At 63.8% G+C, this 26,071-nt stretch carries 24 protein-coding genes; 15 read left to right on the top strand and 9 right to left on the bottom strand.

Features of this window, described 5'->3' with window-relative positions:
* The first annotated feature begins 28 nt into the window (after positions 1-28).
* The 7 genes from MNQ99_RS17600 to MNQ99_RS17570 all read left to right on the top strand — a co-directional run bounded on the left by MNQ99_RS17600 (position 29) and on the right by MNQ99_RS17570 (position 7,086).
* Positions 29-1,045 (top strand): fumarylacetoacetate hydrolase family protein, encoded by a 1,017-nt coding sequence (locus MNQ99_RS17600; RefSeq protein WP_127514244.1) that lies wholly within the window; start codon positions 29-31, stop codon positions 1,043-1,045.
* Positions 1,042-1,650: a cupin domain-containing protein gene (locus tag MNQ99_RS17595; protein WP_241913893.1), complete on the top strand. Its 609-nt coding sequence runs from the start codon at positions 1,042-1,044 to the stop codon at positions 1,648-1,650. The genes MNQ99_RS17600 and MNQ99_RS17595 overlap by 4 nt, the downstream gene beginning before the upstream one ends.
* Complete coding sequence (locus MNQ99_RS17590) at positions 1,647-3,617, top strand: acetoacetate--CoA ligase (protein ID WP_241913892.1); 1,971 nt, start codon at positions 1,647-1,649, stop codon at positions 3,615-3,617. The genes MNQ99_RS17595 and MNQ99_RS17590 overlap by 4 nt, the downstream gene beginning before the upstream one ends.
* A 134-nt stretch (positions 3,618-3,751) precedes the next feature.
* Positions 3,752-4,720: an ABC transporter substrate-binding protein gene (locus MNQ99_RS17585; RefSeq protein WP_164745490.1), complete on the top strand. Its 969-nt coding sequence runs from the start codon at positions 3,752-3,754 to the stop codon at positions 4,718-4,720.
* A 10-nt stretch (positions 4,721-4,730) separates the two neighbouring features.
* Positions 4,731-5,525 carry an ABC transporter permease gene (locus MNQ99_RS17580; protein WP_127514250.1) on the top strand — a complete coding sequence of 265 codons (795 nt, stop codon included), beginning with the start codon at positions 4,731-4,733 and terminating at the stop codon, positions 5,523-5,525.
* Positions 5,522-6,283: an ABC transporter permease gene (locus MNQ99_RS17575; protein ID WP_127514252.1), complete on the top strand. Its 762-nt coding sequence runs from the start codon at positions 5,522-5,524 to the stop codon at positions 6,281-6,283. The genes MNQ99_RS17580 and MNQ99_RS17575 overlap by 4 nt, the downstream gene beginning before the upstream one ends.
* Positions 6,280-7,086 (top strand): ABC transporter ATP-binding protein, encoded by an 807-nt coding sequence (locus tag MNQ99_RS17570; protein ID WP_241913891.1) that lies wholly within the window; start codon positions 6,280-6,282, stop codon positions 7,084-7,086. The genes MNQ99_RS17575 and MNQ99_RS17570 overlap by 4 nt, the downstream gene beginning before the upstream one ends.
* Before the next feature lie 88 nt (positions 7,087-7,174).
* On the opposite strand, the gene MNQ99_RS17565 is transcribed toward MNQ99_RS17570, so the two are convergent.
* Positions 7,175-8,389 carry an FAD-dependent oxidoreductase gene (locus MNQ99_RS17565; protein WP_241913890.1) on the bottom strand — a complete coding sequence of 405 codons (1,215 nt, stop codon included), beginning with the start codon at positions 8,387-8,389 and terminating at the stop codon, positions 7,175-7,177.
* A 440-nt stretch (positions 8,390-8,829) separates the two neighbouring features.
* Here MNQ99_RS17565 and MNQ99_RS17560 point away from each other — a divergent pair, with 440 nt between their 5' ends.
* The 3 genes from MNQ99_RS17560 to MNQ99_RS17550 all read left to right on the top strand — a co-directional run bounded on the left by MNQ99_RS17560 (position 8,830) and on the right by MNQ99_RS17550 (position 12,105).
* Positions 8,830-9,777, top strand: a complete 948-nt coding sequence (locus MNQ99_RS17560) for a LysR family transcriptional regulator (protein ID WP_241913889.1) — start codon at positions 8,830-8,832, stop codon at positions 9,775-9,777.
* 199 nt (positions 9,778-9,976) lie between these two features.
* A complete protein-coding gene (locus tag MNQ99_RS17555) occupies positions 9,977-11,005 on the top strand; it encodes a VOC family protein (protein WP_241913888.1) in 1,029 nt (342 codons plus the stop codon).
* A gap of 125 nt (positions 11,006-11,130) precedes the next feature.
* A complete protein-coding gene (locus tag MNQ99_RS17550; RefSeq protein WP_241913887.1) occupies positions 11,131-12,105 on the top strand; it encodes a fumarylacetoacetate hydrolase family protein in 975 nt (324 codons plus the stop codon).
* A gap of 179 nt (positions 12,106-12,284) precedes the next feature.
* Here MNQ99_RS17550 and MNQ99_RS17545 read toward each other — a convergent pair whose 3' ends face one another.
* A complete protein-coding gene (locus MNQ99_RS17545; RefSeq protein ID WP_241913886.1) occupies positions 12,285-12,479 on the bottom strand; it encodes a hypothetical protein in 195 nt (64 codons plus the stop codon).
* 767 nt (positions 12,480-13,246) lie between these two features.
* On the opposite strand from MNQ99_RS17545, the gene MNQ99_RS17540 reads away from it, so the two are divergent.
* Positions 13,247-13,588: a YciI family protein gene (locus tag MNQ99_RS17540; protein WP_241913885.1), complete on the top strand. Its 342-nt coding sequence runs from the start codon at positions 13,247-13,249 to the stop codon at positions 13,586-13,588.
* 96 nt (positions 13,589-13,684) lie between these two features.
* Here MNQ99_RS17540 and mtr read toward each other — a convergent pair whose 3' ends face one another.
* From mtr to MNQ99_RS17505, 7 genes are all read right to left on the bottom strand, one after another.
* Positions 13,685-15,094 (bottom strand): mycothione reductase, encoded by a 1,410-nt coding sequence (gene mtr, locus MNQ99_RS17535; RefSeq protein ID WP_241913884.1) that lies wholly within the window; start codon positions 15,092-15,094, stop codon positions 13,685-13,687.
* Positions 15,095-15,187: 93 nt separating this feature from the next.
* Entirely contained in the window at positions 15,188-15,664 is a 477-nt protein-coding gene (locus MNQ99_RS17530; protein ID WP_241913883.1) for a MarR family winged helix-turn-helix transcriptional regulator, read from the bottom strand.
* Positions 15,665-16,206: 542 nt separating this feature from the next.
* The gene (gene acnA / locus MNQ99_RS17525) at positions 16,207-18,936 is read right to left on the bottom strand and encodes an aconitate hydratase AcnA (RefSeq protein WP_241913882.1); all 2,730 of its coding nucleotides are present in this window, start codon (positions 18,934-18,936) and stop codon (positions 16,207-16,209) included.
* Positions 18,933-20,339: an MFS transporter gene (locus tag MNQ99_RS17520; RefSeq protein ID WP_241913881.1), complete on the bottom strand. Its 1,407-nt coding sequence runs from the start codon at positions 20,337-20,339 to the stop codon at positions 18,933-18,935. Before MNQ99_RS17520 ends, acnA begins: the two co-directional genes overlap by 4 nt.
* A 166-nt stretch (positions 20,340-20,505) precedes the next feature.
* Positions 20,506-21,300: a citryl-CoA lyase gene (locus tag MNQ99_RS17515; protein ID WP_241913880.1), complete on the bottom strand. Its 795-nt coding sequence runs from the start codon at positions 21,298-21,300 to the stop codon at positions 20,506-20,508.
* Positions 21,300-22,532: a CaiB/BaiF CoA transferase family protein gene (locus MNQ99_RS17510; protein WP_241913879.1), complete on the bottom strand. Its 1,233-nt coding sequence runs from the start codon at positions 22,530-22,532 to the stop codon at positions 21,300-21,302. The genes MNQ99_RS17515 and MNQ99_RS17510 overlap by 1 nt, the downstream gene beginning before the upstream one ends.
* Positions 22,529-23,275: an IclR family transcriptional regulator gene (locus MNQ99_RS17505; RefSeq protein WP_241913878.1), complete on the bottom strand. Its 747-nt coding sequence runs from the start codon at positions 23,273-23,275 to the stop codon at positions 22,529-22,531. The genes MNQ99_RS17510 and MNQ99_RS17505 overlap by 4 nt, the downstream gene beginning before the upstream one ends.
* Before the next feature lie 191 nt (positions 23,276-23,466).
* Here MNQ99_RS17505 and MNQ99_RS17500 point away from each other — a divergent pair, with 191 nt between their 5' ends.
* From MNQ99_RS17500 to MNQ99_RS17485, 4 genes are read left to right on the top strand one after another with little or no spacing between them, the layout of a single operon-like run.
* Positions 23,467-24,276: a dioxygenase family protein gene (locus MNQ99_RS17500; protein WP_241913877.1), complete on the top strand. Its 810-nt coding sequence runs from the start codon at positions 23,467-23,469 to the stop codon at positions 24,274-24,276.
* 11 nt (positions 24,277-24,287) lie between these two features.
* Positions 24,288-24,788, top strand: a complete 501-nt coding sequence (locus MNQ99_RS17495; RefSeq protein ID WP_241913876.1) for a peptidase associated/transthyretin-like domain-containing protein — start codon at positions 24,288-24,290, stop codon at positions 24,786-24,788.
* Between the two features lie 58 nt (positions 24,789-24,846).
* Entirely contained in the window at positions 24,847-25,617 is a 771-nt protein-coding gene (locus tag MNQ99_RS17490; protein ID WP_241913875.1) for an enoyl-CoA hydratase/isomerase family protein, read from the top strand.
* A 1-nt stretch (position 25,618) separates the two neighbouring features.
* A complete protein-coding gene (locus MNQ99_RS17485; protein WP_241913874.1) occupies positions 25,619-26,050 on the top strand; it encodes an acyl-CoA thioesterase in 432 nt (143 codons plus the stop codon).
* Positions 26,051-26,071 lie beyond the last annotated feature (21 nt).

Genomic DNA, 26,071 nt, shown 5'->3' with positions numbered 1-26,071 from the left:
CCACATAAAGCACTACCGAGGAGAAGACATGAAGCTAGGGAGAATCGCAGTCGCAACGCCCGACGGCGAACAAATCCGGCTCGTAGCGGCCCGGCCCGAAGAGGGACGCGTCGTCGACCTGGCCCGCGCCTACGCGCTGACCCTGCAGCGGAAGGCGGCCGATCCGGACCGCGCCCGGGCCATCGCCCTGACCATGCTCCCGGGCAGCCTGTCGGCGGGAATCGGCGGCGGCGACGCCTTCCTCGACGCCGCTCACGCTGCGCTGGCGGCGGCAGATGACGCGTCGATCTCCATCGACGAGGTCTCCTGGCGTGCAGCCGTCGATTCACCGGTCATCCGCGACGGCCTGACCTTTGAGCAGCACATCCAGAACTTCCACCGCATCGTGGCCAAGGCGCAGCCTTCGCGTTCCATCTACCAGCGGCCCGGATACTTCAAGGGGACCACCGCCAGGTCCCTGGGGCACGACGAGGTCCTGTCCTACCCGGACTTCACCGAGGCACTCGACTGGGAGCTCGAGATCGGCTACGTGGTCGGCAAGTCCGGCACGGACCTGACCCCGGAGCAGGCGCCCGATCACCTCTTCGGCATCACCATCTTCAACGACTTCAGCGCCCGCGACGTGCAGGGTGTCGAGATGCCCATCGGAATGGGCCCGCAGAAGAGCAAGGACTTCGCCTACGGCATCGGCCCCTGGGTAGTCACGATGGACGAAATCGAATCCATCGAGGGACTCAAGGGACAGGTCCGGGTCAATGGCGAGGTCCTCTCCGACACCAAGGTGGAGGACTTCGTGTACACCCCGGCCGAACTGCTGGCCTACGTCTCCATTTCCGACCGCCTGCAGCCCGGCGACATCATCGGCTCCGGCACCATGGGCTTCGGTGCAGGCGTCGAGATCGGACGCTTCCTGCAGCCGGGTGATGTCATCGAACTCGAACTCGAAGGCGTCGGGACGCTGCGCACCCCCATCTCCACCGAACGCCAAAAGGCCCCGTGGTGGCCCGAGCCCCGTACCTACCCGCACGAGGGATGGCAGGCATGACCACCAGACCTCCCGTCCGCCGGGTAGTCACCGGACACGACGACCAAGGCCGCGCCATCATCCTGTCGGACGGACCGGCGCCGAATCACTGGTCCTCCGACCTGATCCCGGGCTTCGGTGCCACCGTCCCCTGGCTCACCCAGGGGCCCATCGACCACGTCACCGACCAGGACCCGGCCACCGCGGACGCGGATCTGCCCAGCTTCCCCGGCCCGGGCGAGACCATCCTCCGCATCGCCGACTTCCCGCCGGACTCTGTCTATCCGGACGAAGCCGACTCGGTGATCTTCAGTGAAATCGACGGGCACGAAGAGGCCGAAGCCGGCGCGGAACACAGCAACGGCAAGCACTTCTGGTTCCACCGCACCGATTCGCTGGACTACGCGGTGGTCCTGGACGGCGAGATCACGCTGTTGGTTGACGAAGGCGAAACGACCCTCCGGGCCGGTGATATAGCGGTCCAGCGTGCCACCAGCCACGCCTGGTCGAACCGCACCGACCGCACTGCGCGGATGTTGTTCGTGCTGATCGGAACGGAGCCCCTGTCCGCGGCGGAGATCGCGGCCCGGCGCCAGGAGCATGCTCACTCTTTGGAGCGAACGTGATTGTTGATGCCCAAGCCGCCGACGGCGAGGTGATCTGGCGGCCCGGCTCCTCGGCTGGCGCCGAAACGGAAATCGGTCGCTTTGCCGGTTTCCTGCGCGCGCAGGGATTGGAGATCGGCCAGGAGTATGACGAGATCTGGCAATGGTCGGTCGATCATCCGGAGACGTTCTGGGAGCTTTTCGCCCAGTTTGCGGGCGTGGAGTTCGGCGGCTCCCAGGGACCGGTCTGCACACCGGATGCCATGCCGCACACGCGGTGGTTCCCCGGCCGCACCCTGAACTTCGCCCGCCACCTGCTCGAAGGACATGACGGGACGGCGCTGATCGCCGTGGCCGAGGACGGATCCCGGGAAGAGGTCAGCTGGGACGCGCTGCGGCGCGAGGTCGCCTCGCTCGCGAAGCACCTGCGGGACCTGGGCGTCGGCCCCGGTGACCGGGTCGTTGCGGTCCTTCCCAACGTGGCCGAGGCGGTGGCGGGGCTCCTCGCCACTGCCTCGATCGGGGCCATCTGGTCCGTCTGTGCACCGGAATTCGGCGCCGGAGCGATCGTCTCGCGGTTCGCCCAATTGGACCCTAAGGTTGTCATCGTCGCGCCGAGCTACTGGCTCGGCGGCAAGGAGCGCGACCGCCGGGAAGAGTTCCGCGAAATCTTCGCCCAGCTCCCGACGGCGGAGCACATCATCTGGGTGACCCGGCACGGCACCACGCCACCGGTCGAAACACCGGTGCCGGCCGTCAGCTGGGAGCAAGCCGTGGCCTCGCCGGCGGAGCCGGTGTATCACGACGTCGAGTTCAGCCACCCGCTGTGGGTGCTGTTTTCCTCCGGCACCACGGGCATCCCGAAGGGAATCGTGCACGGACACGGCGGCGCGCTGCTCGAGGAGATGAAGATGCTCCTCATCCATTCGGACCTGCGGCCGGGCGACAGGTACTACAACGTCGCCTCGACCAGCTGGGTGCTGTGGAACTCGTTGATCTCCGCACTCGGTGTGGGGGCGACGGCGGTGCTCGTCGACGGGAACCCCACGTTCCCGACGGTCGACCGGGTCTGGCAGGTGACAGCGGCAGAAAACGTCGCGGTCCTCGGCGTCAGTGCAGGTTTCGTGCACGCCTGCGCCAAGACCGACCTGGTGCCGATGAACGACCATGACCTCTCCGCCCTGCGTTCGCTCCAGGTCACCGGCTCGCCGCTGTCCGCGGACGGTTATCGCTGGGTCTACGGCAACGTCGGCGACATCTGGCTGAGCTCGATGAGCGGCGGCACGGACATCGCGTCGGTGTTTGTCGGCGGATCGCCCACGCTGCCCGTTCGGGTGGGCTACATCCAGGCCCCCGCCCTGGGAGTCCGGGTGGAGGCCTGGGACGACGCCGGAAGCCCCACCACCGGGAAGGGCGAGCTCGTCGTCACGCAGCCGATGCCGTCCATGCCCCTGCAGTTCTGGGGCGACGACGGCAGCCGCTACCACGACAGCTATTTCTCGACCTACCCGGGAGTGTGGCGGCACGGCGACTACATCGAGTTCAGCTGGCGCGGGATCCTCATTCACGGCCGGTCCGACTCGACGCTCAACCGCAACGGACTCCGGCTCGGGTCGGCGGATATCTACGCCGCCGTCGAGACTCTTCCGGAGGTCGCGGAAGCGCTGGTGATCGGCGCGGAGCTGGGCACCGAATACTACATGCCGCTCTTCGTCAAACTCTCCGAAGGCGCCGACCCCGCCGCGGCCGAGGCAGCGATCGTGAAGTCCATCCGGGATAGTCTCTCCGCCCGCTACCTGCCCGACGAGATCGTGTTCATGCGGGCAATCCCGCACACCCGCACGGGCAAAAAGCTGGAAGTCCCGGTGAAACGCCTCCTGCAGGGTGCCGTGCTCGACGACGTCGCGGACCTGGGCGCGGTCGACGACCCCGAATTGCTCGAAGAGTACGCCCAGTTCGCGCTCGGACGGCACACCGTCGCGAATTAGCCGGACCTGTAATCCGGCTGGGGGAGGCCCTCCGGGCTCCAGGATGGGCCTTCCCCGAACATTCTTCCAACCGGCCGCTTGGCCATCAGTAAAAGGACATAACCATGCGGTTCTCCATTCGAAATCTCACGTCCGTGGCAACCATTGCCGCCGCCGCCCTCGTCCTCGCCGGCTGCTCCGGTGGGGAGACTTCTGCTTCCGCGGACGGAGCCGGAGCCAGCGAAGTGACGGAACTGAAAGTCGGCGTCACACCGATCGCCAATGCCGCCAACCTCTACATTGCGCTAGAACAGGGCTATTTCACCGAAGAGGGCCTCGAGGTCACGCCCACCATCATTCAGACCGCCTCCACCGCCATTCCGTCGCTGCTCAACGACGAGCTGCAGCTGGCCTTGATGACGTCGGTCCCGACCGTGACCGCGGCGTCGAAGGGGCTGCCGATCAGCGTTGTGTCGGGTAGCGACCGGTACCCCACCGACGGCGCTGCGGATACCACCGCCCTGGTGGTGGCACCCGAGAGCGGAATATCTTCCCTGGCCGACGTCGCCGGCAAGACCGTCGCGCTCGTCGGACTGAAGTCCGCGCCGGATCTGGCCCTGCGGGTGGTCCTTGAAGAAGCAGGAGTAGACCCCTCCGACGTCGAGATGGTCGAGATCGCTTACCCAGACATGGTCTCCGCCCTGAAGTCCAACCGCGTCGATGCCGCCTTCGTCGTCGATCCGTTCCTCTCCGCGGCCAAAGCGGCGGGTCTTGACGTCGTCTCGCAGCCGTTCACCGAAGGCCTCGGTGGAATGAATGCCCTGCTGTGGGTGGGTAGCGATGCGTTCGTGCAAGCGAATCCGGAGACCGCTGGGAAGTTTGCCTCCGCCATCAAAAAGGCGGGGGAGTACGCGAACGAAAACCCGGAGGCGGTGCGTGAGGTGCTCCCGGAATTTACCTCGCTCTCGCCCGAAGCCATCGCCAAGTCCGTCATTCCCAGCTGGGACGGAGAGATCTCGGACGCGGACATCCAGGCCTATGTGGACCTGATGAAGCGTGAAGGGTTTATTGCCGAGGACGCCCCGGGCGTCGAAGACCTGCTCTGGGCGCCCAGTGGCAACTAGCGGTGCCGTGATGGTTCCCGCACGTCGTCTTCTTGCCGGGCGTTGGGGTTCGCCGCTGGCCGCCCAGCTGGCCGTGGTGGCCGTGCTGCTGGTCATCTGGCAGATCACGGCCGGCTTGGGCCAGCTCGGAGCGGTCCCCACGCCGGTTGAAGTAGGCCGGGCGTTGCTCGCGATTTTCGCGAGTGGCGCCGTCTGGGAGCCGCTGGGCACCACCCTGGCCGGGTGGGCGATCAGCCTGCTGCTCGCCGTCGTTGTTGGCATCGTGGTGGGGTTCCCGCTCGGAACCAGCCGGCTGGCATATCGGCTGTCCGTCTTCACGCTGGACTTCCTGCGCACCATTCCCGCCCTGGTGTTGGTGCCCCTCGTCGTCCTGCTCTACGGCTCCGGCCTGGAAAGCACCATTTTGCTGGCCTTTCTTGGAGCCGTCTGGGCGGTCATCATGCAGACAATTTACGGGGCACGCGATGTGGACCCGACGGCCCTGCAGACGTTCATGTCATTCCGAGTCCGCCGCTGGGACACGGTCAGGTTCCTCCTGGTCCCCACCGCGTTGCCCTACATCGCTACCGGGGTCCGACTGGCGGCGGCGATCTGTCTGCTGGTAACCATCAGCGCGCAGGTCGTCATTCCGGCCGGGGGACTGGGCGAACAGATCCTCACCGCCCAACTGGGCGGAGCGGTACCGACCATGTACGCCTACATCTTCCTGTGCGGTGCGCTTGGAGTCGGAGCAAACGCAGCCTTCGGCAAGCTTGAAGCCAAGGCCCTGGCCTGGCATCCCTCTCATCGAAAGGTTGCGGCATGAGCTCACGGCTCGCACGGCTCCTAGTGCCGGCTTTGTTGCCCCTCATCCTCATCCTGGCGTGGTGGTATGCCAGCGCAGGCGGCTCCTCGATCTTCTTCCCTCCGCTGTCGCAGATTCTGGAGAGGTTTCAGGAGCTGTGGCTGTTCGCGCTGGTTCCGGAACACGTCGTGCCGAGTCTTCAGTCGATTCTCTGGGGACTCGGGATCTCGATCGTGCTCGGCGTGGGACTGGGGGTGCTTCTCGGCCTAAACGGTTATGTCGCAACAGCAGTGAACCCGGTCCTGCAGTTCCTCCGTTACCTTCCGGCGGTCGCGCTGCTGCCGCTGGCCATCCAGCTGATCGGCATCGGTCAGGAGATGCGGGTCACCATCATCGTGCTGGGCGCGCTGTGGCCGATTCTGCTCAACACCATTGACGGCGTCCGCGGGATTTCCCCCGGCCTGGTTGACGTCGCACGATCCAACCGCCTGAGGCCCTTCGACTGGATTTTTCGCGTGGTCATCCCGAGCGCGAGTCCGCAAATCTTCGCCGGGATCCGCGCGAGCCTCGCCGTTTCCGTCATCTTGATGTTCGCCAGCGAACTGTTGGGAGCGTCCCGTGGGATCGGCTACTTCATCCTCGAGGCCCAGCGGCAGTTCTCGCTGCCGGAAATGTGGTCGGGAATGATCCTGCTCGGGATCATCGGCTACGCCTTGAACGTCGTCCTGATGGCGATCGAATACTTCGCACTCGCGTGGCACCGAAAGGCACGGATATGACAACAGGAGATCTGGACATGCAAGCCACCAAAACCCCGGTGCTCGAAGCCGTCAACATCAGCAAATCGTATGGCGAGAAGCAGGTGCTGGCCGATGTCTCCTTCTCCGCTGCGGAGGGAGAGTTCGTCTGCATCGTGGGACCATCCGGGACGGGAAAAACCACGCTGCTGAGGACGCTGTCAGCACTTGGCACCGCCAATTCGGGAGAGGTGCGCGTCAACGGAACGGCCATCACCCGTCCACCCGCGGAAGTGTCGGTTGTCTTCCAGGACTACAGCCGCTCGCTGATGCCGTGGATGCGCGTGGGCAAGAACATCGAACTGCCGCTCCGCCGCTACAACCTGTCGCCGGCCGAGCGGGCCACGCGGGTGACCGAGGCGCTCCGCGATGTGGGACTGGAGCACGCCAAGGACCTCTATCCGTGGGAAATGTCCGGGGGCATGCAGCAGCGTGCGGCCATCGCGCGGTCGCTGGCGTACCGCCCGCAGGTCCTGATCATGGACGAGCCGTTTGCCTCCGTGGACGCCCAGACCCGCGCGGACCTTGAGGACCTGATGCTCGACATTCGGGCACGCCTCGGCGTGACAATCGTGCTGGTCACGCACGATATCGAGGAAGCCGTCTATCTGGGCGACAAGGTCATCGTCCTGTCGGGCAGGCCCGCCTCGGTGTCCGCCACCGTCGACGTGCCGCTCGGGCGCACCCGGGACCAAATCAGCACCAAGTCCCGCCCGGATTACCTGGAACTCCGCGCCAAGATCCACGCCATGATTATGCAAAGCCCGAGCTCCGTTTCTGGCTGACGTGGCAAGAGTGCTGCCGTCTTGAGAACGCCGGGTGCAGCTCCAGACATGGAGCCGCACCTGGCGATTCTGGTTATCGGAGGTCTGCTCACCGGACTGCGGTCGGCGGAGCATCCTCGATTGAAGGCAGCTGCTTAATAATGTGCGAAGGGACGGCGTCGCCTTGGCTCTTCTGGAGAAACGCGCTGTGGTCGAAGACGAAGTCTCGCAGCGGTCGAATAAACGCCGGCACATGATGGAAAATCTTGCCGGTGACATAAGCCTGCTGGCTTACCTTCGACGTATGCGGCTTTCGGTGATCTTCAAAGGCTTGTAGTGCTGAGGTGAGCGCGGCGGAGTCGGCCACGGCGACACCGGCCAGGAAACGACCGAGAAAGTAGCCGTCCTCGATGGACATTCCGGCCCCATAGGCAGCGTATGGGGAAGTGGGGTGAGCCGCGTCGCCGACCAGGGTCGTGCGGCCCTTGGACCATTGCTTCATTGGGACGCGGTCGACAATCTCCCATCGATGGGTGTGTTCCGGTGCCGTGCGTTCGATGAAAGACGGCAACGGTTCATCGAAGTGGCCTGCCCGTTCCAAGGCGTAGGCGCGGATGTCGGTCTGGGTGAACGGTGCCTGCGGGGTCCACTTCTCCAATACCCACCATTCGTAGCCATTTCGCCCCTCGTGCCGGATCGGAGTGTACGATCCCTGTACAGTGCGGTCGTGGGCAAACACACCTCTCGTGCCGATTGGCTCATCGGTTAGAAACCATCCGCCCATGAGGTGCAGTCCGTGGTAACGCTTGGGTGAGTCCCCCCACAGTTCCTTCCGAACGGCGGAATCGATGCCGTCGGCACCTATGAGGAGATCAACAGTGACGGGTTCGCGGCCTTCGAAATCCACCTGGACAGAGTCGCCATCGTCGATGAACCCATTGAACTTGTGCGAAAGCTGGAGGACTCCCTCCGGGAGTGCATCCATCATCCGCTTGTACAGACCCCACCTGATGAGTCCGATAAATCCGCCGTTGTATTCATTGGCGACCTCCGCCGGCATCCGAAACTCCGCACGGATGCGGCCGTCGTGGCGGCGTAGCTGGGTGAAAGCCGGCGCGCCCAGATCCCTCGTATCGACACCGAGGGCGCGCAGTGCCTTCTGTGGTGTCGGCCAGAGATTGAGGATGTTGCCGGCGGCCTTGACCTCGGGGTAACGCTCGTACAGGCCCACGTCCCAACCGCGCTGGTGCAAGGCGAGGGCGGTGGCGAGACCGGCCGGTCCTGCGCCGACGACGGCCGCAGTGGGCTTTTTGAGTGGTGTCATGAAAGTCTTCTCCGATTTCAGGATAATTCTGTCGATGGGGAGCCGACGGAATAGCGGTTGGAAGCAACCAAGCCGCGCCCCGCCGGTTGGGGTTCGGTTCTACCGAGCTGGTCCTTATGGCCGTTTCGCACCAGCGTCTCCTCACAGTCCACGTCGAGTCTGACCCGCGAGTTGGGCACCAAGCATCTTCGCTGGCTCCGGTTGGATGTGATACTAAACGACGCGTATCGTATAAGACAAGGGGTGTCGAAAATCACTTTCGTCCTGGAGGCTGCCGAAAGCATGAAACGGGTTGCGCGAACGAGGATGGGAGCCTCAGTCGAACCCTCCGTGGTAGCGCCCCGCCACAACGAATGAAGAACGCCCAGGAAGTATGTTTGTCCCCGTGGGCATACTAATATGCGGTTGATTTTCCGCAGAGAACGGAGGCGAGTGCCAAAGTGAGCGAACGGGACGAATCCCAATCGTCGGAACGCTCTCCGCGGGCCCGGCTGGATCTCAATCTTCTCGAGCCGCTGGGCGTCTTCCTTGAGGAAAGAAGCGTGAGCATGGCCGCGGTCAGGCTGAGAGTGAGCCAGCCAACTGCCTCAAACCTTCTGGCCAAGCTGCGCCGGCATTTCAACGATCCGCTGTTGGTGCGACAGGGGAACGCCTACACGCTGTCTTCGTTGGCGCTGCACCTCAAAGAGGATCTTCCGAGTGCTCTTCAGGCCGTGGAGCGGATTACGACGGCGCAAATGGCCTTCGACCCCCTGAGCAGTTCCCGGGAATTTCATATCCTTGGCACCGATTACGCCACTGCCCGCGTGGGAGCGCCTCTGCTGCGATTGCTGGCCACATCGGCGCCGAACATCCGAATCCGTTTCGACCATGTCCTTGCTGCTCATGTCGACGGGGCACCGGATTCACTTCGGGATGTCGACGGAATGTTTCTCCCACACGGCTATCTCGCCCAGCAACCCCATCTGGATGTCTTGACTGACGAATGGGCCTGCGTTGTTGCCGACGGATCGCCGGAGGAGCCAACACCGCAGCAACTTCTTGAGTCGCCCTGGATCATGACCGTCAGCGGCCGTGGCGCCTTCACCCCCGCTGCCCGACAGTTGCAGATCGCGGGAATCGATCCCGCCGTCACAACCATCACGCCGAACTTTTTCGTTATTCCGGCGCTGCTGGAGGGGTCAAACAAGGTGGCTCTGATGCCGCGCTTGTTGGCGGAGAAGGTCGTGCACATAACCGAGACACTCCGGATTGTTCCGCCGCCCATTCCGCTTTCGCCGATTTCTGAAGCCTTTTGGTGGCATCCCGATAAGGAGCATGAACCGGCTCATCGATGGCTGAGACAGCAAATGTCGCGAGCTTGCGAGCCTCTTTTGGCCTCTGACTAATCAGCCGATGAGCAGCGCGGATCAAGCAGTCGGAACATCTTCAGACGAGTAATGCGGTGGCTGCTGCCGTGGGGATCGATATTGGAAAGCTTGATATCGCTTATCTGAAAATGTCGCTTCCCTAATAGTTGGACCTGGATCAAAGTGGAAGTACCTGGCCAGCACAACCCCTCAAAATCTGCTGTAGAGAGAGTCAACGATGATCCAGCTCCTTTCCCACCTGTCCCACCTCGAGATCTACGCGACCGATCTGGACGAGTCCGTCCGCTACTACGAAGAGCAGGTCGGACTGCGTGTAGTCGACCGCGCCGACGGCAAGGTCTACCTGCGGTGCTGGGGCGACTACTACGCCTACAGCGTCGTTCTGGTCCAGGGCGACGAACCCGGCATGGTTTCCATGGCCTGGCGTACCTCCAGCGAGGAAGCGCTTCAGGAAGCAGCCCGCAGGATCGATGGCACAGCGTACGCCGGCGAATGGAAGGAAGCCGGTGCGGGCCTTGGGCCTTCCTACGTTTTCACAGGTCCCTTTGGACACGTGATGCAGCTCTTCTGGGAGGTTGAACTGTACAAGGGCGCGGGTGAATTCGCTTCCGTTTACCCGGACCGGCCCTCCAAGCGCAACGACCGCGGCATAGCTCCCCGGCAGCTGGACCATGTCACCATCGCCTCTCCCGATATCGAGGGATTCGCAACGTGGTACAACGAGCTGCTCGGGTTCCGCATCATGGCGTACGCGGGTTTCGAAAACCCCAACATCACCTTCTTCGGTGTGTTGACCACCAACGAGAAGTCGCACGACTTGGGAATTCTGCTGGACGCGTCAGACCGCCCGGGCCGCATCCATCACTACGCGTTCTGGGTGGACAACCAGGCCGAGTTGGCGCGCGCGGCCGACCTGCTCATGGAGAGCGGGACACCGATGGAGTTCGGCCCCGGGGTCCACGGGATCGGCGAACAGGACTACCTCTACTTCCGCGAGGCCAGCGGCCTGCGCATTGAAGTCAACACCGGCGGCTACCGCAATTACGTGCCGGACTGGAAGCCCAACCGGTGGACCCCTGAGCTGGGCGCCAACGACTTCTACTGTAATCGGGAGCTCCCGCAGTCAATGCTCGAGGCCTTCCCTCCGGCTAACGCACCGACTGCCACCGAACAGGGGCTCGTCCCAGGCAGCGAAGCCGAACTGATCCAAAAAGCCGCGCTGCAGAAGCCGGCCTTCCAGAATTAGCCGCGTGTGGCCCTCTTTCCGGACCAGGCGGATAGAGGGCCCGCGACAGCTATCAATTCCAGCGGCCCATCTGCGTTGCCTACGCGGGCATACGCGCCGGAGCTGGACAATGAAAGGCACAACTTATGACTGTCCAATTCTCGATCGGCACTTTTCAGGACGGCGGATCAACCTTCCCGGGGCTCGTTATCGATGAAGCCGTGTACAACATCTCCACGGTGCTCCCCGGAGTCGTCAACACGGCCACACTTCTGCAACGCTGGCCACAGAATTTTGATGCCCTCAGCCTGTTCGCCGAAGACCAGCAGCGCCGCGCTGAGGCGGCCGCAATGCCGTTGGCTGGGCTGCAAATCCTGCCGCCGGTCAGCCCCATGGGCCAATTGCTGGCAGCGGGCGCCAACTACCGTCAGCACGTCATCGAGATCACGGTCGCGCACCAGCTCGGTGACCCGGATGCTTCCGAAGACGAGCTTCGGGACCAGGCTGCCCGGGAAGTGGATGAGCGCGCGCGCACTGGTGAACCCTACGTGTGGGTGGGAGCCACATCCGGGGTAAGCGGAGCAAATGACGACGTCGTTCTTCCGCCCCTCGGGGCGGATCATGACTGGGAGCTGGAACTCGGCGTCGTCATCGGCAGCGAGGCATATCAGGTGTCCGAGGACAATGCAATGGGCCACGTAGCCGGATACACGATCTGCAATGACCTGACCACTCGAAGCTTGGTACCCCGAAAAGACATTCCGATGATGGGCACGGACTGGATGCGGTCAAAGAACCATCCGACGTTCTTTCCCACCGGGCCGTATCTGGTCCCGGCCGCGTTCGTCCCGGATCCTCACAACCTGGAGATTTCGCTGGCGCTAAACGGCAAGGTCATGCAGAAGGGTCACACTGGCGACATGATCTTCAATATCCCCAAGCTGATCTCCTACATCTCATCGCTCATTGCGCTGCGTCCCGGTGACATGATCATCACCGGCTCACCGCAAGGAAACGGCTCGCACTGGGGCCGCTTCCTCCGCGACGGTGACGTCATGGAAAGCACCATCACCGGGCTGGGCAGCCAACGCAACGAGGTCCGCGGCCCGCTTCCTCACTGATGGAATCCACATCGCCGGCGGCGGTGGCCCAAGCCAGCGGTGCTCAGACCTCAAAGAGGTTGGGGCGCCGCTGGCTTGCATCCGAAGCGAGAAAGCAACGACGGCGGTGCTCGGCTAGGCGGGGGAGTCCATCGCGCTGTACCTGCTCCCGCACAGACCTGCTGATCTGCGCCCCCGGCTTAGCTGGCTTTGCCTTCCGCGACGCGCACGATGTAGTCAGGAGTCTTCTTGCCGGTCTTCTTGTCCAGCTTCACGATCAGCGCGGCCTTCATCTGGCGCACCTGACGTTCCAGAGCTTCTTCGTTTGCCATGGTCAGCGAAGGGGTTTTCTGGCTCTCGCTTTGGGCTATCCGCCGTTCGCTCGTCTTTGACATCGTCAGCCTCCAAGTCTTCTGCCTCAAGGTTAGCTTTCGCCCCGTGCGCGGGAAAAGTATCGAACTCCAGGACGGAACTGATCATCTCCAAGTCCCTGCTGGTCACCCTCCAGCGTCTATGCCACGTCCACGGTTTGTAAGAAATGCGGGAATCGTCGGTCAGGTGATCGAGCATTTTCGTGCCGATGGCCTGAGTTTTCAGCGAGTCAGATTCAGACTTGCCGAGTGCGAATTGCACGCGTTTCCACCATTCGTCGCTGGCATCAGCGCGTGTCCGTTGCCGTACGGTGGCGATGGCGGCCAGTGCTGCAAGGAAACCAACCAGTGGGAGCAAGAGCGGGGCGTAAGGCAGCAATGTGTCCGCGCCTGGCTGCAGCCAATGCAAGATCGCCTCGACTGCGTCTGAGAACCACCCCATGCAAGGAGCCTATGCGCCGCTACTGACGATATTGGGCGCACAAAGCATGACAACTGAGCGTCGTCACGTCAGGGACTGAACGCATAATGCTGGCCACTATGGCCGCAGTCGGCCGCCGAAATTTGAGAACTACTGCCGGGGACTTTGATGTCTCGGCTCGGGTTAGAGGGACAGCTCAGGCAACATCGCCACGCACGTCCGCCGGCACGGGCCGCGGCGGTCAGAGAGCGAGCCAGTCGAGCGATCATTGCCGGCGCCGGTATTCGCGGGCGGCCGAGAGCCTTGCCCGACGCGGTGGCGTCGACGAGGATGCAGGTGTTCCCCGTGCTGCGAAGAAGGAGCCGACGCGATGACGAAGTATCTGATCTCGTTTCCGAGTGCCGCCATGGCCGTTTCCGAAGAGGACCTGCCGGCCGTTTCGGATTCGTCGCACGCGGTGGTTCAGGAGGCGAAGGACGCCGGTGTGTGGGTGTTCGGCGGCGGCATCGATGGGAGCGTCCCGCCTGTTAGGGTCGACGGCGATGGCACCGTGCGTGAGGGCACTTACCCGCAAACGGCGCAGCTCGAAGGCGGCTACTCGGTGCTGGAGCTGCCCTCGTATGATGCGGCCTTGGAATGGGCCGCGAAGTTCGCGGTCGCTTGCCGGTGCGCCCAGGAGGTGCGGGCCTTCGGATTGGACGCTGCCAGCTAGGATCCGGCGAGGCGGTTGGCCCCGGACGTGCGACGAACAATGCCGGGTGCGGCTCTTGAGGTAGAGCCGCACCCACGAGGAAAGCGTTCCCTCGTTCTAATTGAACTCAAGTCCGAGTAGCGCGTTCTCGGTGACCTCGGGCAGAGCCGGGTGAATCCAGTACTGCTTGGCCGCGAAGTCGCGGACGTCCAAGTCAAAGGCGAGGACGGTGATCATCTGCTGGACCAGGGTGGAGGCTTGCGGGCCCATGTAGTGCGCTCCGAGCAGTTTGCCGGTATCGCGGTCCGCAATCAGTTTGCAGATTCCAGTGGTGTCTTCCATGGCCCAGCCGTAGGCGACATCCCCGTACTTCTGGACCTTGACCGTGAGATTGTGGCCCTGTTCTCGCGCCTGGTCCTCGGTCAGCCCGACAGTGGCGACCTGCGGGTGGGTGAAGGTGGCAGCGGGAACGTGGTCGTGCGGCATCTTTCGCAGGTTGTCCGGGTGGAGCAGGTTGTGGCGCACGGCACGCATCTCCGCGTTGGCCACGTGCTTGAGCATGTAGGGCGAGGAGACATCGCCGAGGGCCCAGACGCCCTGGGCGGTGGTCGAACGGCCGTACTCGTCGACGCGGACACGTCCGTCGTCGGTCATTTCGATCCCGGCAGAGGCCAGGTCCAGTTGGTCTCCATTGGGTAGGCGGCCGGTGGCCACCAGCAGTACCTCTGCGGTGACGGAGGTGCCGTCGTCGAGCCTGACGGTCACGCCCTCGGTTGTCTCCTCGGCGCCGATGGTGGTTCGGCCGGACAGGAGGCGGTATCGCTGGGAGGCGATAGCGTTGAACTGCTCGCCCAGTTCGGTGTCCAGGCTACGCAGCAGCGAAGAGCGAGAGATGATCGTCACCTCGGTGCCGAGGGCCTCGAAGACGTGGGCGAACTCCATGGCGATGTAGCCTCCACCGATGATCACCATGGACTTTGGCTGCTCGGGCAGGCGCATGATGTCCTCGTTGGTGTAGTACCGCACTCCGGAGGCGGCGATGGAGTTGGGAATGAAGGGGCGGGAGCCGGCCGCGATGACGACCTGGTCGCCGGAGATGATCTTCTGCTGCTGGCCTTGGCCGGTGCGCAGCGTGCGTTCACCGTCGAAGACAGCATGCTGGTCGTAGACGTCGATGTTGGGAGTCTGCGGACCGCGGCGGTACTCCTCACCCCCGCCGGCGATCGGGTCGATGCGGTTTTCGAAGATGCGGGTGACCATTCCGGGCCAGTCCACGGAGTTGACCTGGGCATTCACGCCCAGCCGCCCGGCCTGGGCGGTCTCCAACGCGGCGTCGGCTGCATAGACGTACATCTTCGTGGGGATGCAGCCGACATTGAGGCAGGTGCCGCCGAAGGTTCCCTTCTCGATGATTGCGATCGATTTGTCCTCGAACTCGGGCCCGGGAATTGAGTTTCCGGATCCGGTGCCGATGATGATCAGGTCGTAGTGCGCATCGACGGCGATATCGCTGGCAGGGGTATCCATGGCAAGTCCTAACTAGGGGTTCGTTTTAGGGTGGGGGCGCGGCAAGGGGCGGGCCGGACACCGGGAGGCAACCGGCTGGAGAGGCGGGTCGGGTTATTTGGTGGTGGCGATCTTCCACAGCAGGGTGCGCAGTTGCCGGACGTCGTCCTCGCCGAAGCCGGCAAGGGTCTGCTCGACTACCTGATCGCGTGCGGCAAGGGCGCGGTTCAGCACCGCCTGGCCATCGTCGGTGGTGCGTGGAATGCGGATGCGACGGTTCGCAGGATCGGCGTCCCGCACCACGTAGCCCTGCTTTTCGAGCCGGTCGATAATCGACATCAGCGTGGACTTGTCGAGACCGAGTGTGGTGGCGATCTCGATCTGGGTGCGCGGCGTGCCATCTCCGGCCACCGCAAGCACCAGCGTGTCACGCATGTCGTGCAAGCCGTTGTCCCGGCAGGCTGCGTCGAAGTTCCCGGTCAGCACTCCGACCGCACGATGCATCAGCCACGTCAGATCGCTGGTGAAAGGGCTGTCCACCGTCGCACACGGCTTGAGAGACGGTGTGTCGAGATCAACGTTGGGTATCACGCTCCCATGCTATCGACGGACATCAGATAGTCCAATTACGGATGATCTCGCCTCAGACGATCTGGTCGAGAAGGCGCGGCTCGTCAAGGCCGAGGTCGATCTGCAGACCTGGGAAGGTGAAGGCGGAACCGCATACGAGGACGACATTTAGGTCAGAACGCGGCAGCAAGATCGGCTACGCCATGCCCTGAACATGGCGAGCAGAAACACGAAACGCCCTGTATAGCTCACTGTAAGTGGCCCACACGCGGCGTTTCGTATTTCCGGAAAAACCGGCTTGGCCCTCCCAAATCTCGGTTGACTGTGGACCGCGTGGACCCAAAGGGGCCCTCAAAGTTGGTTGGCCCCAGTTCGATAAACAGGAGCTGGGGAGTGCGGGTGATGGCACCGGCACGTGGACCCGGCGGTTGGCCGGGGGCTGGCTATAGAACCCCGGGCAACCGCCGGACAACTAGGCGAATACTGCCAGAGCGCGCTGCCTCGGCTTCGGCGGGGTGAGGCTGAATATGTTGTGTGCTTTCTTGCGGATTGAAGACAGCACTTCAAACGACACCCCCTGCATTCGCTCTCCGATCCGGTGCACTAAGGCTGGAGGGCGGGATCGGAGAAAGGCGAGAGCGCAGAACGTAGGGGAGGATGCCGCCATGACTGATGTAGGTGGCCTCCAACGGGGTATCAACCCGCACCGTGACAGTGAATGAGGTGACGTCGCCGTCGGCGCGGCGTGCTTCGACAAGAGCCGTTTTCGGCCACCCGCCCCCAGTGAACTCAGCAAGTCCGGTAACCGAAATCTCCTCTGTTCCATCCAGTCCGAGAGCTTCGGCGGATTGACCGTCGAAGTACTGCAGGGGCACCACGCCCATGCCAACCAGATTCGAGCGGTGGATCCGCTCGTAGGACTCGGCCAGTACCGCGCGCACGCCGAGCAACTGGGTGCCTTTGGCGGCGTAGTCGCGGGCAGAGCCCGTGCCGTACTCCTTGCCTGCCAGTACAACAAGGGCTGTGCCCTGTTCCGCGTACCGAGTGGCGGCGTCGAAGATGGTGGTCATTTCTCCGCCCGGCAGTATTTTGGTGAACCCACCCTCTGTACCCTCAACGAGGTGGTTGCGCAGCCGAACGTTCGCGAAGGTTCCACGGACCATGACTTCGTGGTTTCCACGCCTGGAACCGTAGGTGTTGAAGTCCCGGCGAGCCACGCCCCGGTCAAGCAGGTACTGTCCGGCCGGGCTATCGGAGTGGATGTGGCCTACCGGGCTGATGTGGTCCGTGGTTATGGAGTCCCCGAGCTTGACCAGAACGCGTGCCCCGGTCAGGTCTTGGATGGGTTCGGGCTCAAGGCCGATGCCCTGGAGAAACGGTGAGCTGCGCAGGTAAGTCGATTCGGTACCGAAGTCGTAGGTGGCACCGGAAGGGACTTGCAGGTCCTGCCACTGCCCGGATCCGGTGAAAAGGGCGCTGTAGCTGTCCAGATACATCTGGCGGGTGACAACCCGCGAAAGCTCACGTTCGACTTCCTCCGGGGTTGGCCAGAGGTCGCGCAAGTGGACTTCGTGTCCGTCGTTGTCCTGTCCGAGCGGATCCTCCTGGATATCAAGGTCCATGGTGCCGGCCAGCGCGTAGGCGATGACCAAGGGAGGGGACGCCAGATAATTCATCCGGACGTCCGGGCTGATCCTGCCCTCGAAGTTCCGGTTTCCCGAGAGGATGGATGTGAGCGTCAGGTTCTTCTCCCGGACGGCGGCGGACATCGGTGGCGGCAAGGGCCCTGAGTTGCCCATACAGGTGGTGCACCCGTAGCCGACGACGTGGAAGCCCAGCTTCTCCAGGGAGGGCAGCAGCCCGGCCTTTTCAAGGTACTGGGTCACCACTTGGGAGCCCGGGGCCATCGAAGTTTTCACCCACGGCGGCACCGTCAGTCCGCGCTCCACGGCGTTCTTCGCCAGCAAGGCCGCGGTCATCATCACGTGCGGGTTGGACGTGTTAGTGCAGCTGGTGATCGCGGCGATGGCCAGCGCGCCGTGGTTCAGATCGTAGTGTGTCCCGTCCAGATCCACCTGAACGGGGCCGCTGGTGGATCTGCCCGCGTGCAAGTCCTTCACATCGGTCCGGAACTGCTCACGTGCCCGGGTCAGCTCGATGCGGTCCTGGGGCCGGTACGGTCCGGCAATGGACGGGACCACCGTGGACAAGTTCAGTCGGAGGTAATCCGAGTAGCGTGCCGGCGTGCCGGCGCCGTCGTTCCACAGCCCCTGTGCTCGGGCATAGGCCTCGATCAGTTCTACCTGCTCGGGGGAGCGGCCGGTTAGCCGGTAATAGTCGATCGTGGCCGCGTCGATGGGGAACATGGCCGCGGTGGAGCCGAACTCCGGAGACATGTTCGCGATGGTCGTGCGATCGGCCACCGGAACCCTGGCCAGTCCAGGTCCGTAAAACTCGACAATCTTGCCGACCACGCCGTGCTTCCGAAGCATTTCCGTTACCGTCAGCACCACGTCTGTCGCCGTAGTGCCGGCCTGCAGTTCCCCAACGATCTCAACGCCAACCACCGGGGGGATGAGCATTGACAGCGGCTGGCCGAGCAGGGCGGCGGTAGCCTCGATACCTCCGACGCCCCAGCCGAGCACACCGAGGCCGTTGACCATGGTGGTGTGGCTGTCCGTTCCGATGCAGGTGTCGGGGTAAGCCAAGACCTCCCCGTCCACCTCGGCAGTCATCACGCCCCGGGTCAGATTCTCGATGTTGATCTGGTGGATGATGCCGGTGCCCGGCGGGATGACGCGGAAGTTGTCGAGGGCGCTTTGGGCCCACCGCAGGAAACGGAACCGCTCCCGGTTGCGCTCGAACTCCAACTGCGCATTGCGCTGGAACGCCGATGGGTTCCCGAAGCTGTCCACGATCACTGAGTGGTCGATGACCAGCTCGCCCGGGATGAGCGGGTTGATCAAGGACGCATCCCCGCCCAAGCGCTGAACCGTCTCCCGGAGGGTGACCAGGTCGTGGACGACCGGCGCCCCGGCCATGTCCTGCATCACCACCCGGGCAGGGCTGAAGGGGATCTCTGCGCCCTCCTGCCGCTCGTCAGGATCTTTCCGCTGCAGCAGGGCCTCGATACTGTCCCCACCGCCGCCATGACGGATGACGTTTTCCAACAGCACCTTGAGGCTGTACGGCAGGGAATCGGCGCCGTCGATGGATCCCACGTCGATGTACCGGACCTCTCGGCCGCCGACGGAGAGGGTGGACGTCATGGTGCTGTCGAGAAAGGAGGTCATGGCTGCCCCTTTCCTGCCTCCTGCCGTTCGGCGGTGTTACCTGCCCGGGGAAGCTCGGTCTGCGCCTCGGCGCCCTGCCCAGCCGCGTTTTGCCGCGAAGGCAACCTGGGCACGATCCCGGCGGCGAGCAGGATGATGACTGCCAGCAGCACGTACAGTGCGATGGGCGTCCACCCGATGTCCAGCAGCCCGCCGACGGCGATCGGCGAGAGGATGCTGCCCACCCGGCCGAAGCCCATGGCCGTGCCTACACCGGTGGAGCGCAGGTCCGCGGAATAGGTCATCGGGGCGATGGTGTAGAGGGCCGCCATGCAGCCGTTGATGAACACTCCCAACAGGAGGCCCATGGCTAGCGCCAGGAACAGCGTTGAGGCGGTGCTCACGAAGGCCACCATCAGCAGGGCGCTGACGACGGCGAAACAGGCCATCACCTTACGGGCATCCCACCGCGCCGCGCATGACCCGTAGAGCACGTTGCCGACAAGGCCGCCGGCCATGACCACCAGACCGCCGAAGATCCCCTGTTCGGCGGTCAACCCCGTTTCCGTCAAGAGCCGGGGGGTCCAGGAGCTGACGAAGTAGAACGAGGCCATGACCATGAAATAGATGGCCCAGAGCATCAGGGTGCCCTTCCGGTTCTCGCGGGAGAGCAGGGTGGCGTAGGCGTTCCGGCGGCGAGTCTGTCCGCCGTCGCGCGCCGCGCTCAAGACGACAGGGCCGTCGACCTTCAGTCGTAGGGCGATTTGCTCGGCACGCTGGAGGGCCTGTTTCCGTCCAGAGCGGAACTTTGCGGCCAGATGGTCGATCGATTCCGGGATGAACAGCGCGACCGCGGCGATGGCCAGAGCCGTCGCAATGCCGCCGACGTTGAAGACCCCTTGCCACCCGAACGTGTTGATCAGCGGTACTGCGGCAAGCCCGCCGAGGGTCGCACCAATCGGAAACCCAGAGGAATAGATGCTCAGCGCCAGGGCGCGGTACTTGGAGTTGGCGTATTCGGAGACCAACACGACTCCGGACGTCATGGTGCCGCCGATGCCGAGTCCGGTGACCACGCGCCAGGCCAGCATCTCAGGCAGTGAGGAGGCCATGGCCGTCATGAACAGCCCGACGACGGTTACCGTCATGGCTACCAAGAGGACGGGTCTCCTGCCGTGCCGGTCCGCGAAGGGGCCCACACCGGCGGTCCCGAGGGCCATGCCAATGAGCCCGCCGCTGAGCAGGAAGCCGAGCTCGGCCCCGGTCAGACCGAGGTCTTCCGTGACCGCGCTGGCCGTGAAAGCCATGGCTTGGACGTCATAGCCTTCCATCATCATGAGCATCGTCGCGACTGCGACGATGACCCACTGGTATCGGCTCATGGGCCGATCGTCGTTCTTCTCGCGGAGTGTGGAATTTTCCATGGTTTCTCCAGTTGCAGGGGGGGTGTTTTGGGCAGCACCGCATCGACGGGTGCGGTGGGTGGGCCGGTGCGTGGCAGCGGCTGGAAACGTGATACGACCAACACTGCGGATGATGGGCAGCTAGTTGGCCATGGTCGGCCCCGAGTGGGGCGACAGGTGGACCTTGTTAGGGGACGGCCCGTTCGGGCGATCCTGTATAGGTGGGCAGGATGGACCGGTGCTCGGGCCCCTTGTTGCGCTGGCTCGACTGGGATTCCTCCCAGGCGTGCGCGAGGGCCCCGACGGAACGGGACAGGATGAAGAGTCCTCGGCCGAGGACAGGTTCGAAGCCCAGCTCGGCGTAAATGATGGCAGTGGCGCCGTCGATGTTCATCGGGATGGGTCGGTCACGGTTCAGATTGATCTGTCGTTCGATCTCCAGAGCCACCTCAAGGTGCCGACCCTCGACGACGCCTACGTCGCGAGCCGTCTCGACGGCAGCAACGAGAGGTGCCCGCCGGGGATCGACGGGGTGGAAACGGTGGCCGAAGCCCGGGACGTATCTGTTGTCGGAACGCAGGCGCTTGATCTCGGCCTCCACGGCTTCCGAAAGTGGCCGGGGATCGTCGAGGATGGTCCGGAAGATCTCCATGAGTTCCTGGCCGGCCCCGCCGTGGACATCACCGAGGACGTTCGTTGCGGACGCCATGGCGCTGTTGATGCCGACCCCGCAGGTCATTGCCATTCGCGCGATCGCGATGGAGGGGGCCTGCGGGCCATGGTCGACGCCGGCCACGAGGGCACGTTCCAACAGCCGTGCTTGCGGTACGGTAGGCAGCTCGCCGCGGGTCATCAGCCAGATCATGGAGGCCATACCCACGTGCTCCGACGAGATCAGTTGCTCCACCGGGTAGCCGTGGTACCGGATGATGCCCGGCGAGATGTCGGAGATGGAGGTCTTCCACCAGTTTGAGCGGTTCATCAGATGATTCCCTTGGATCGGAAGGACTCGATGTCCTCGGGCGAATAGCCGAGGGCGCCGAGCACGTCGTCGGTGTGCTCTCCCAGCAGGGGAGGCCTTGTCGTCGGTCCCACGGCGGCACCGTCCACGTGGACCGGGGCGCCGAGCAAGCGCACCGATCCCGCCGGACCGATGGCAGCGTCGGTCACTCCCTCGAGCGCTTCGATCTGCACGGTGGAAACGAGTCCACGCTCGGTGATCTGCTCCGAGTTCAAGGCTGAGGCGACGTCCATGACCGGGCCCCCCGGAATTCCGGCCGCAGCCAGGACTTCGCTCCAATGGGAGCTGGGCTGCTGTTTCAGTTCGGCCTCAAGCTCGTTCTTGAGATCTTCGCGGTGGGCCTTGCGGTCTTCCCGCAGTGCGAACCGGGGGTCCGTGGCCAATTCTGGACGGCCCAGGAGGTGGCACAGTGCCTCGAACTGCTCTTGCTTATTCGCGGAGATGTTGAACTTGCCGTCGGCGGTGGTGAAGGTTCCTGACGGTGCGGCCGTGCGGTTCTCGTTGCCCATCGGGATGGGGACGCTGCCACCCACGAGATAATCCGAAGCAACCCAGCCCATGGCGGTCAGTGTGGCCTCCAGCATGGAGACGTCGAGGTAGGCCCCTTCACCTGTGCGGTTACGGCGCACCAAGGCAGAGGAGATGGCGAACGCGGCCGCGAACCCACCCACCGTATCGCTGATCGGCGCTCCGACCCGCAGCGGCGCCGTCTCATTATCGCCGGTGACGGACATGAGCCCGGACATCCCCTGAATGATCTGGTCGTAGGCGGGGCGGTCGCGCAGTGGACCGGTTTGACCGAATCCGGAGATGGCGCAGTAGACGAGTCCTGGATTGATGTCCCGGAGGGTGTCCCAGCTGAACCCCAGGCGGGCAAGCACGCCTGGGCGGAAGTTTTCCAGCACCACGTCATGGGTCTCGACGAGCTCGCGGAAGATCTCCTTGCCAGACTCGGACTTCAGGTTCAGCGTCATGGAACGCTTCGCGCTGTTCTGCGCGAGGAAGGAAATCCCCAGATGCCGTTCGCTCAATTCCGGGGAGGACCCTAGCTTTCGCGCCAGGTCGCCGTCGTTCCTGGCCTCGACCTTGAGCACGTCGGCTCCCATGAGGGCAAGCTGATATGCAGCAAAGGGGCCGGAAAGCACGTTGGCGAGGTCAAGGACCTTTACGCCTTCTAGCAGATTCGAGTTCACGTCAATCCTCCTACAGGGCCGATGCCGTTGTTGCTTAGCAGGTCGCCGGCGGAGCGCAGCCGTGTCAGCGCCCTTTGCCGCGCCTGTTCAGTGAAGCGGGAGACGGGGCCGGATATGGACAGGGCGGCAATGACGCGGCCGTTGTGGTTTCGGATCGGCGTGGCAATGGACGCCGCACCAATCTCGCGTTCCCCCTCGGAAAACGCATATCCGTTCTCGACGACCTGACGGGCCCGCTCACGCAGTCGGTCGGCGTCCAGCGTAGGGTCGCGTTGCTCCAACCGATCGATGATCGAGAGGTCACCGGACAGCAAGACCATCGCGGAGGCGCCGACCGTCAACGGCATGCGCGCCCCGATTTCTACTACGTTGCGGACCGCATGCCGGCCATCAGCAGAGGCTATGGGCGTCCGTTCGAGGTCCTGCCTTACATAAAGCGTGGCGGTCTCGCCCAGATCCCGGACCAGGTCCTGCAATACCTCTTGCGTCGCCTCGTCCACGCGCCACATGCGTTCAGCCAACAGGGTCCAGCGCAGGAATGTGGCGCCAATCGAATAACGGCCGCGGCTGTCCACGGACAGCACGCCCCGACTGACGAGGTCGCTGGCCAAGCGCACGACGGTCGACTTTGGCAGGCCCGAGGCCTCAACGAGATCCCGGATGTCCCTGGTGGGGGTGGTGTGGTCGAACAGTTCAATGAGGTCGACCATTCGTCCGACCGTGCGGATCGGCGTTTGGCTCACGGGAACTCCTAGTGTCGGCTGTCTTCGTCGTAATTCCGCTAAGCGGTCCGACTGTACCACGCAGTGAACCACATCACTCCGATGACTGTCAAAGAACTACACAGTGGACCGATCAAACCGTCTAGTGGTACGGTCAGCGTGTTGCAGATCACGACCAACAGTTGGATGTGGTCCGGAGTCAGGAGGAGAACATGAGTCAAGTGGAAGCCGCGGACCAGGTGGAGGTCATGGACCCTCCACTGGCCGATTCCAACTCAGCCGTCAGCCAGCTCCGTGTTCCGGTGCGGCCGCCGATCCATCTGCCGCAAGAATGGTTCCACACCCTCGAAGGGCCGGCTTTCGGTCAGCTGAAGCTCGGCGCCTTCGACAATGACTTGACGGTGCACGGCGTTGCTGACCCGATCGGCACCCGGGTGCGCGTTCATGGCAAGATCACGGACAGCGGCGGCATTCCCGTGAAGGGGGCGCTGGTGGAGATCTGGCAGTCAAACGCATCCGGTGCCTACCGTGACTCGCTGGACGTCTCCGGGTTCCCGCTGGACCCGAACTTCATCGGAGCCGGGCGCTGCATGACGGATGCTGTAGGCAATTACAGCTTCACCACCATCCGCCCGGGACCGTACCCGGCACAGTTCCGCGACGGCGGCAGGGCGTGGCGTGCGGCGCACATCCACTTTTCCGTTTTTGGGCAGAGCATCGGCCACCGCCTCGTGACCCAGCTGTACTTTGAGGGTGACCCGCTCATCGCCCACGACCGGATGATCAACGCCATCCCGAATAAGCGGGGTCAGGATCGACTCATCGCCAAGCTGGACATCGAGAACTCGATCTCCGAGTCCTTCGGACCCCCGCGGATGTTCCCGACAGTCGACGGCAGCGGTGCCGTGGTGCCCACACCCCAGCGCACCGATCCCGGTGTCCGTCTGGCACGGAACCCCTCCCTACTTGCCTACCGGTTCGACGTCACCCTGCGTGGCGAACGGGCCACCCCGTTCGAATAAGGAGCCCAGAGATGATCATCACCCCCGCGCAGACCTGTGGGCCGCTTTTCGGATTCGCCATGACCCCCGCGCCGGTTGTCCAGGCGGTCGAGGAGAATGATCCCGAGGCCATACTCGTCGAGGGCACAATCCTCGACGGGGCCGGCGAAGGCGTAGGCTACGGCGCCTTTGTCGAGATGTGGAGCAGGAACCAAACGGTGCGTGCCCGCGCCCTCGACGGACATTTCCGCACCTTCATCCGCAAGCCGGAGCCCCTTGCGCTGGCTAACGGACAGACCGCTGCGCCGCACCTCGACGTCCGCCTGGTCATGCGCGGGCTGGCCCTGCCGCTGCTCACCAAGATGTACTTCCCGGACGAAGCCGAAGCCAACGCCGTAGACCCTATCTACACCTCCGTGCCGGAAGAGCACCGGCCCCAGTTGGTAGCCCTGCCCGGCGACTCGCCCCGGCACTTCGTCTTTAATGTCCATCTTCAGGGCGAGGACGAAGCAGTCTTCTTCACGGCCGATTGACCCGCTCGCTCAAAACAACACCACTTTTCCCGCAGACCCAGTAGGAGCCCGCATTTCCATGACTGACCACCTTCTCGTTGACCGGCAGGATTCGGTCACCGTCCTCACCCTGAACCGCCCGGACAAGCTCAACGCGATGGACAGCGCGCTGTACGAGCGGCTGATCACAGAAATCAAGACCGCAGACGAGGACCCGGACGTCAGGGCCATCATCATCCGTGGAAACGGCCGGGCCTTCTGTACCGGCGCCGACGTCGGCGAGTTCGAGGAACTGACTCCTGATCAGGTGGAACGTGTGGAACAACGCGCCGGACTGACCTACGGGCTGCACCAAACGATGTCGCTCACCGCAACACCGATCATCGGTGCCATCCATGGCTACGCCGTCGGCGGAGGCTGCGGGCTGGCGGTGGCCTGCGATATTACGATCGCCTCTGCGAACGTCCAAATGGGCTACCCGGAGATCAAGCACGGGCTGGTGGCCGCCGTCGTCATGGCCAACCTCACCAAACAGATCGGGCGCAAGGCAGGGTTTGATCTGGTTGCCAGCGGACGGTTGGTCGGTGCCGAGGAAGCCCAACAGATGGGCTTGGTCACCCGCGTTGCCGAGGAAGGCCGCGAGTTCGACGAGGCAATGCGCACCGCCCAGGATCTTGCCCGCCGGTCACCTCAGGCTCTGCAAGCCACCAAGCGCCTTTACATGGACGTCGCCGACGTGCCGCTGGCCGAGGGCCTCGTCCTCGGCCGCCAAGCCAACGAGAAGATGCGGGCCTACCGGGCCGAGGCCCTGAAGACCTACAAGACCTCGGTCAAGGGACTTGCGGGCTGACATGTCGAGAGTCGAACTGCCCGAGGAAAGGGTGCAGGACCGGATCCGGGTGACCGACCTGGATTTCCAGCGGCACATGGGGAACACGGCCTTCACTGACCTGTTCGCCAACGCCCGGTTTACCTTCCTCAACCACCATGTCCGGCCAGTGGTCGGACAGGACGAAGCCTTCTTTGTCCTGGTGCACCTCGAGGTGGACTTCATCCGGCAGGTGCATCACCCGGCCACCGTCGAAACCACCACCCGGCCTGTCAAGGTTGGCCGCAGCTCGTTGCGTCTGCAGCAGCAGATGCGCTCCGACGGGGAGCTTGTCGCAACCGCCGAATCCGTCATGGTGCTGGCCGAACGAGACACCGGCCAGAGCAAACCGTGGCCGGAGGAGATCGCCCAATGGCGCGTGCCCCTCACCGCCGCCCCACAGAACCACGTGTAGGACCGCTAGGTCCGGACGAAA

It is taken from the genome of Arthrobacter sulfonylureivorans (assembly GCF_022637435.1).
Classification (GTDB): domain Bacteria; phylum Actinomycetota; class Actinomycetes; order Actinomycetales; family Micrococcaceae; genus Crystallibacter; species Crystallibacter sulfonylureivorans.
This window is presented reverse-complemented; position numbering and strand designations above follow the sequence as displayed.

Bases quoted from the DNA above. Each gene is read 5' to 3' on its own strand.
- MNQ99_RS17600 (WP_127514244.1), top strand. From the start codon at position 29: ATGAAGCTAGGGAGAATCGCAGTCGCAACGCCCGACGGCGAACAAATC.
- MNQ99_RS17595 (WP_241913893.1), top strand. From the start codon at position 1,042: ATGACCACCAGACCTCCCGTCCGCCGGGTAGTCACCGGACACGACGAC.
- MNQ99_RS17580 (WP_127514250.1), top strand. From the start codon at position 4,731: ATGGTTCCCGCACGTCGTCTTCTTGCCGGGCGTTGGGGTTCGCCGCTG.
- MNQ99_RS17575 (WP_127514252.1), top strand. From the start codon at position 5,522: ATGAGCTCACGGCTCGCACGGCTCCTAGTGCCGGCTTTGTTGCCCCTC.
- MNQ99_RS17570 (WP_241913891.1), top strand. From the start codon at position 6,280: ATGACAACAGGAGATCTGGACATGCAAGCCACCAAAACCCCGGTGCTC.
- MNQ99_RS17565 (WP_241913890.1), bottom strand. From the start codon at position 8,389: ATGACACCACTCAAAAAGCCCACTGCGGCCGTCGTCGGCGCAGGACCG.
- MNQ99_RS17555 (WP_241913888.1), top strand. From the start codon at position 9,977: ATGATCCAGCTCCTTTCCCACCTGTCCCACCTCGAGATCTACGCGACC.
- MNQ99_RS17550 (WP_241913887.1), top strand. From the start codon at position 11,131: ATGACTGTCCAATTCTCGATCGGCACTTTTCAGGACGGCGGATCAACC.
- MNQ99_RS17545 (WP_241913886.1), bottom strand. From the start codon at position 12,479: ATGTCAAAGACGAGCGAACGGCGGATAGCCCAAAGCGAGAGCCAGAAA.
- MNQ99_RS17540 (WP_241913885.1), top strand. From the start codon at position 13,247: ATGACGAAGTATCTGATCTCGTTTCCGAGTGCCGCCATGGCCGTTTCC.
- mtr (WP_241913884.1), bottom strand. From the start codon at position 15,094: ATGGATACCCCTGCCAGCGATATCGCCGTCGATGCGCACTACGACCTG.
- acnA (WP_241913882.1), bottom strand. From the start codon at position 18,936: ATGACCTCCTTTCTCGACAGCACCATGACGTCCACCCTCTCCGTCGGC.
- MNQ99_RS17520 (WP_241913881.1), bottom strand. From the start codon at position 20,339: ATGGAAAATTCCACACTCCGCGAGAAGAACGACGATCGGCCCATGAGC.
- MNQ99_RS17515 (WP_241913880.1), bottom strand. From the start codon at position 21,300: ATGAACCGCTCAAACTGGTGGAAGACCTCCATCTCCGACATCTCGCCG.
- MNQ99_RS17500 (WP_241913877.1), top strand. From the start codon at position 23,467: ATGAGTCAAGTGGAAGCCGCGGACCAGGTGGAGGTCATGGACCCTCCA.
- MNQ99_RS17495 (WP_241913876.1), top strand. From the start codon at position 24,288: ATGATCATCACCCCCGCGCAGACCTGTGGGCCGCTTTTCGGATTCGCC.
- MNQ99_RS17490 (WP_241913875.1), top strand. From the start codon at position 24,847: ATGACTGACCACCTTCTCGTTGACCGGCAGGATTCGGTCACCGTCCTC.
- MNQ99_RS17485 (WP_241913874.1), top strand. From the start codon at position 25,619: ATGTCGAGAGTCGAACTGCCCGAGGAAAGGGTGCAGGACCGGATCCGG.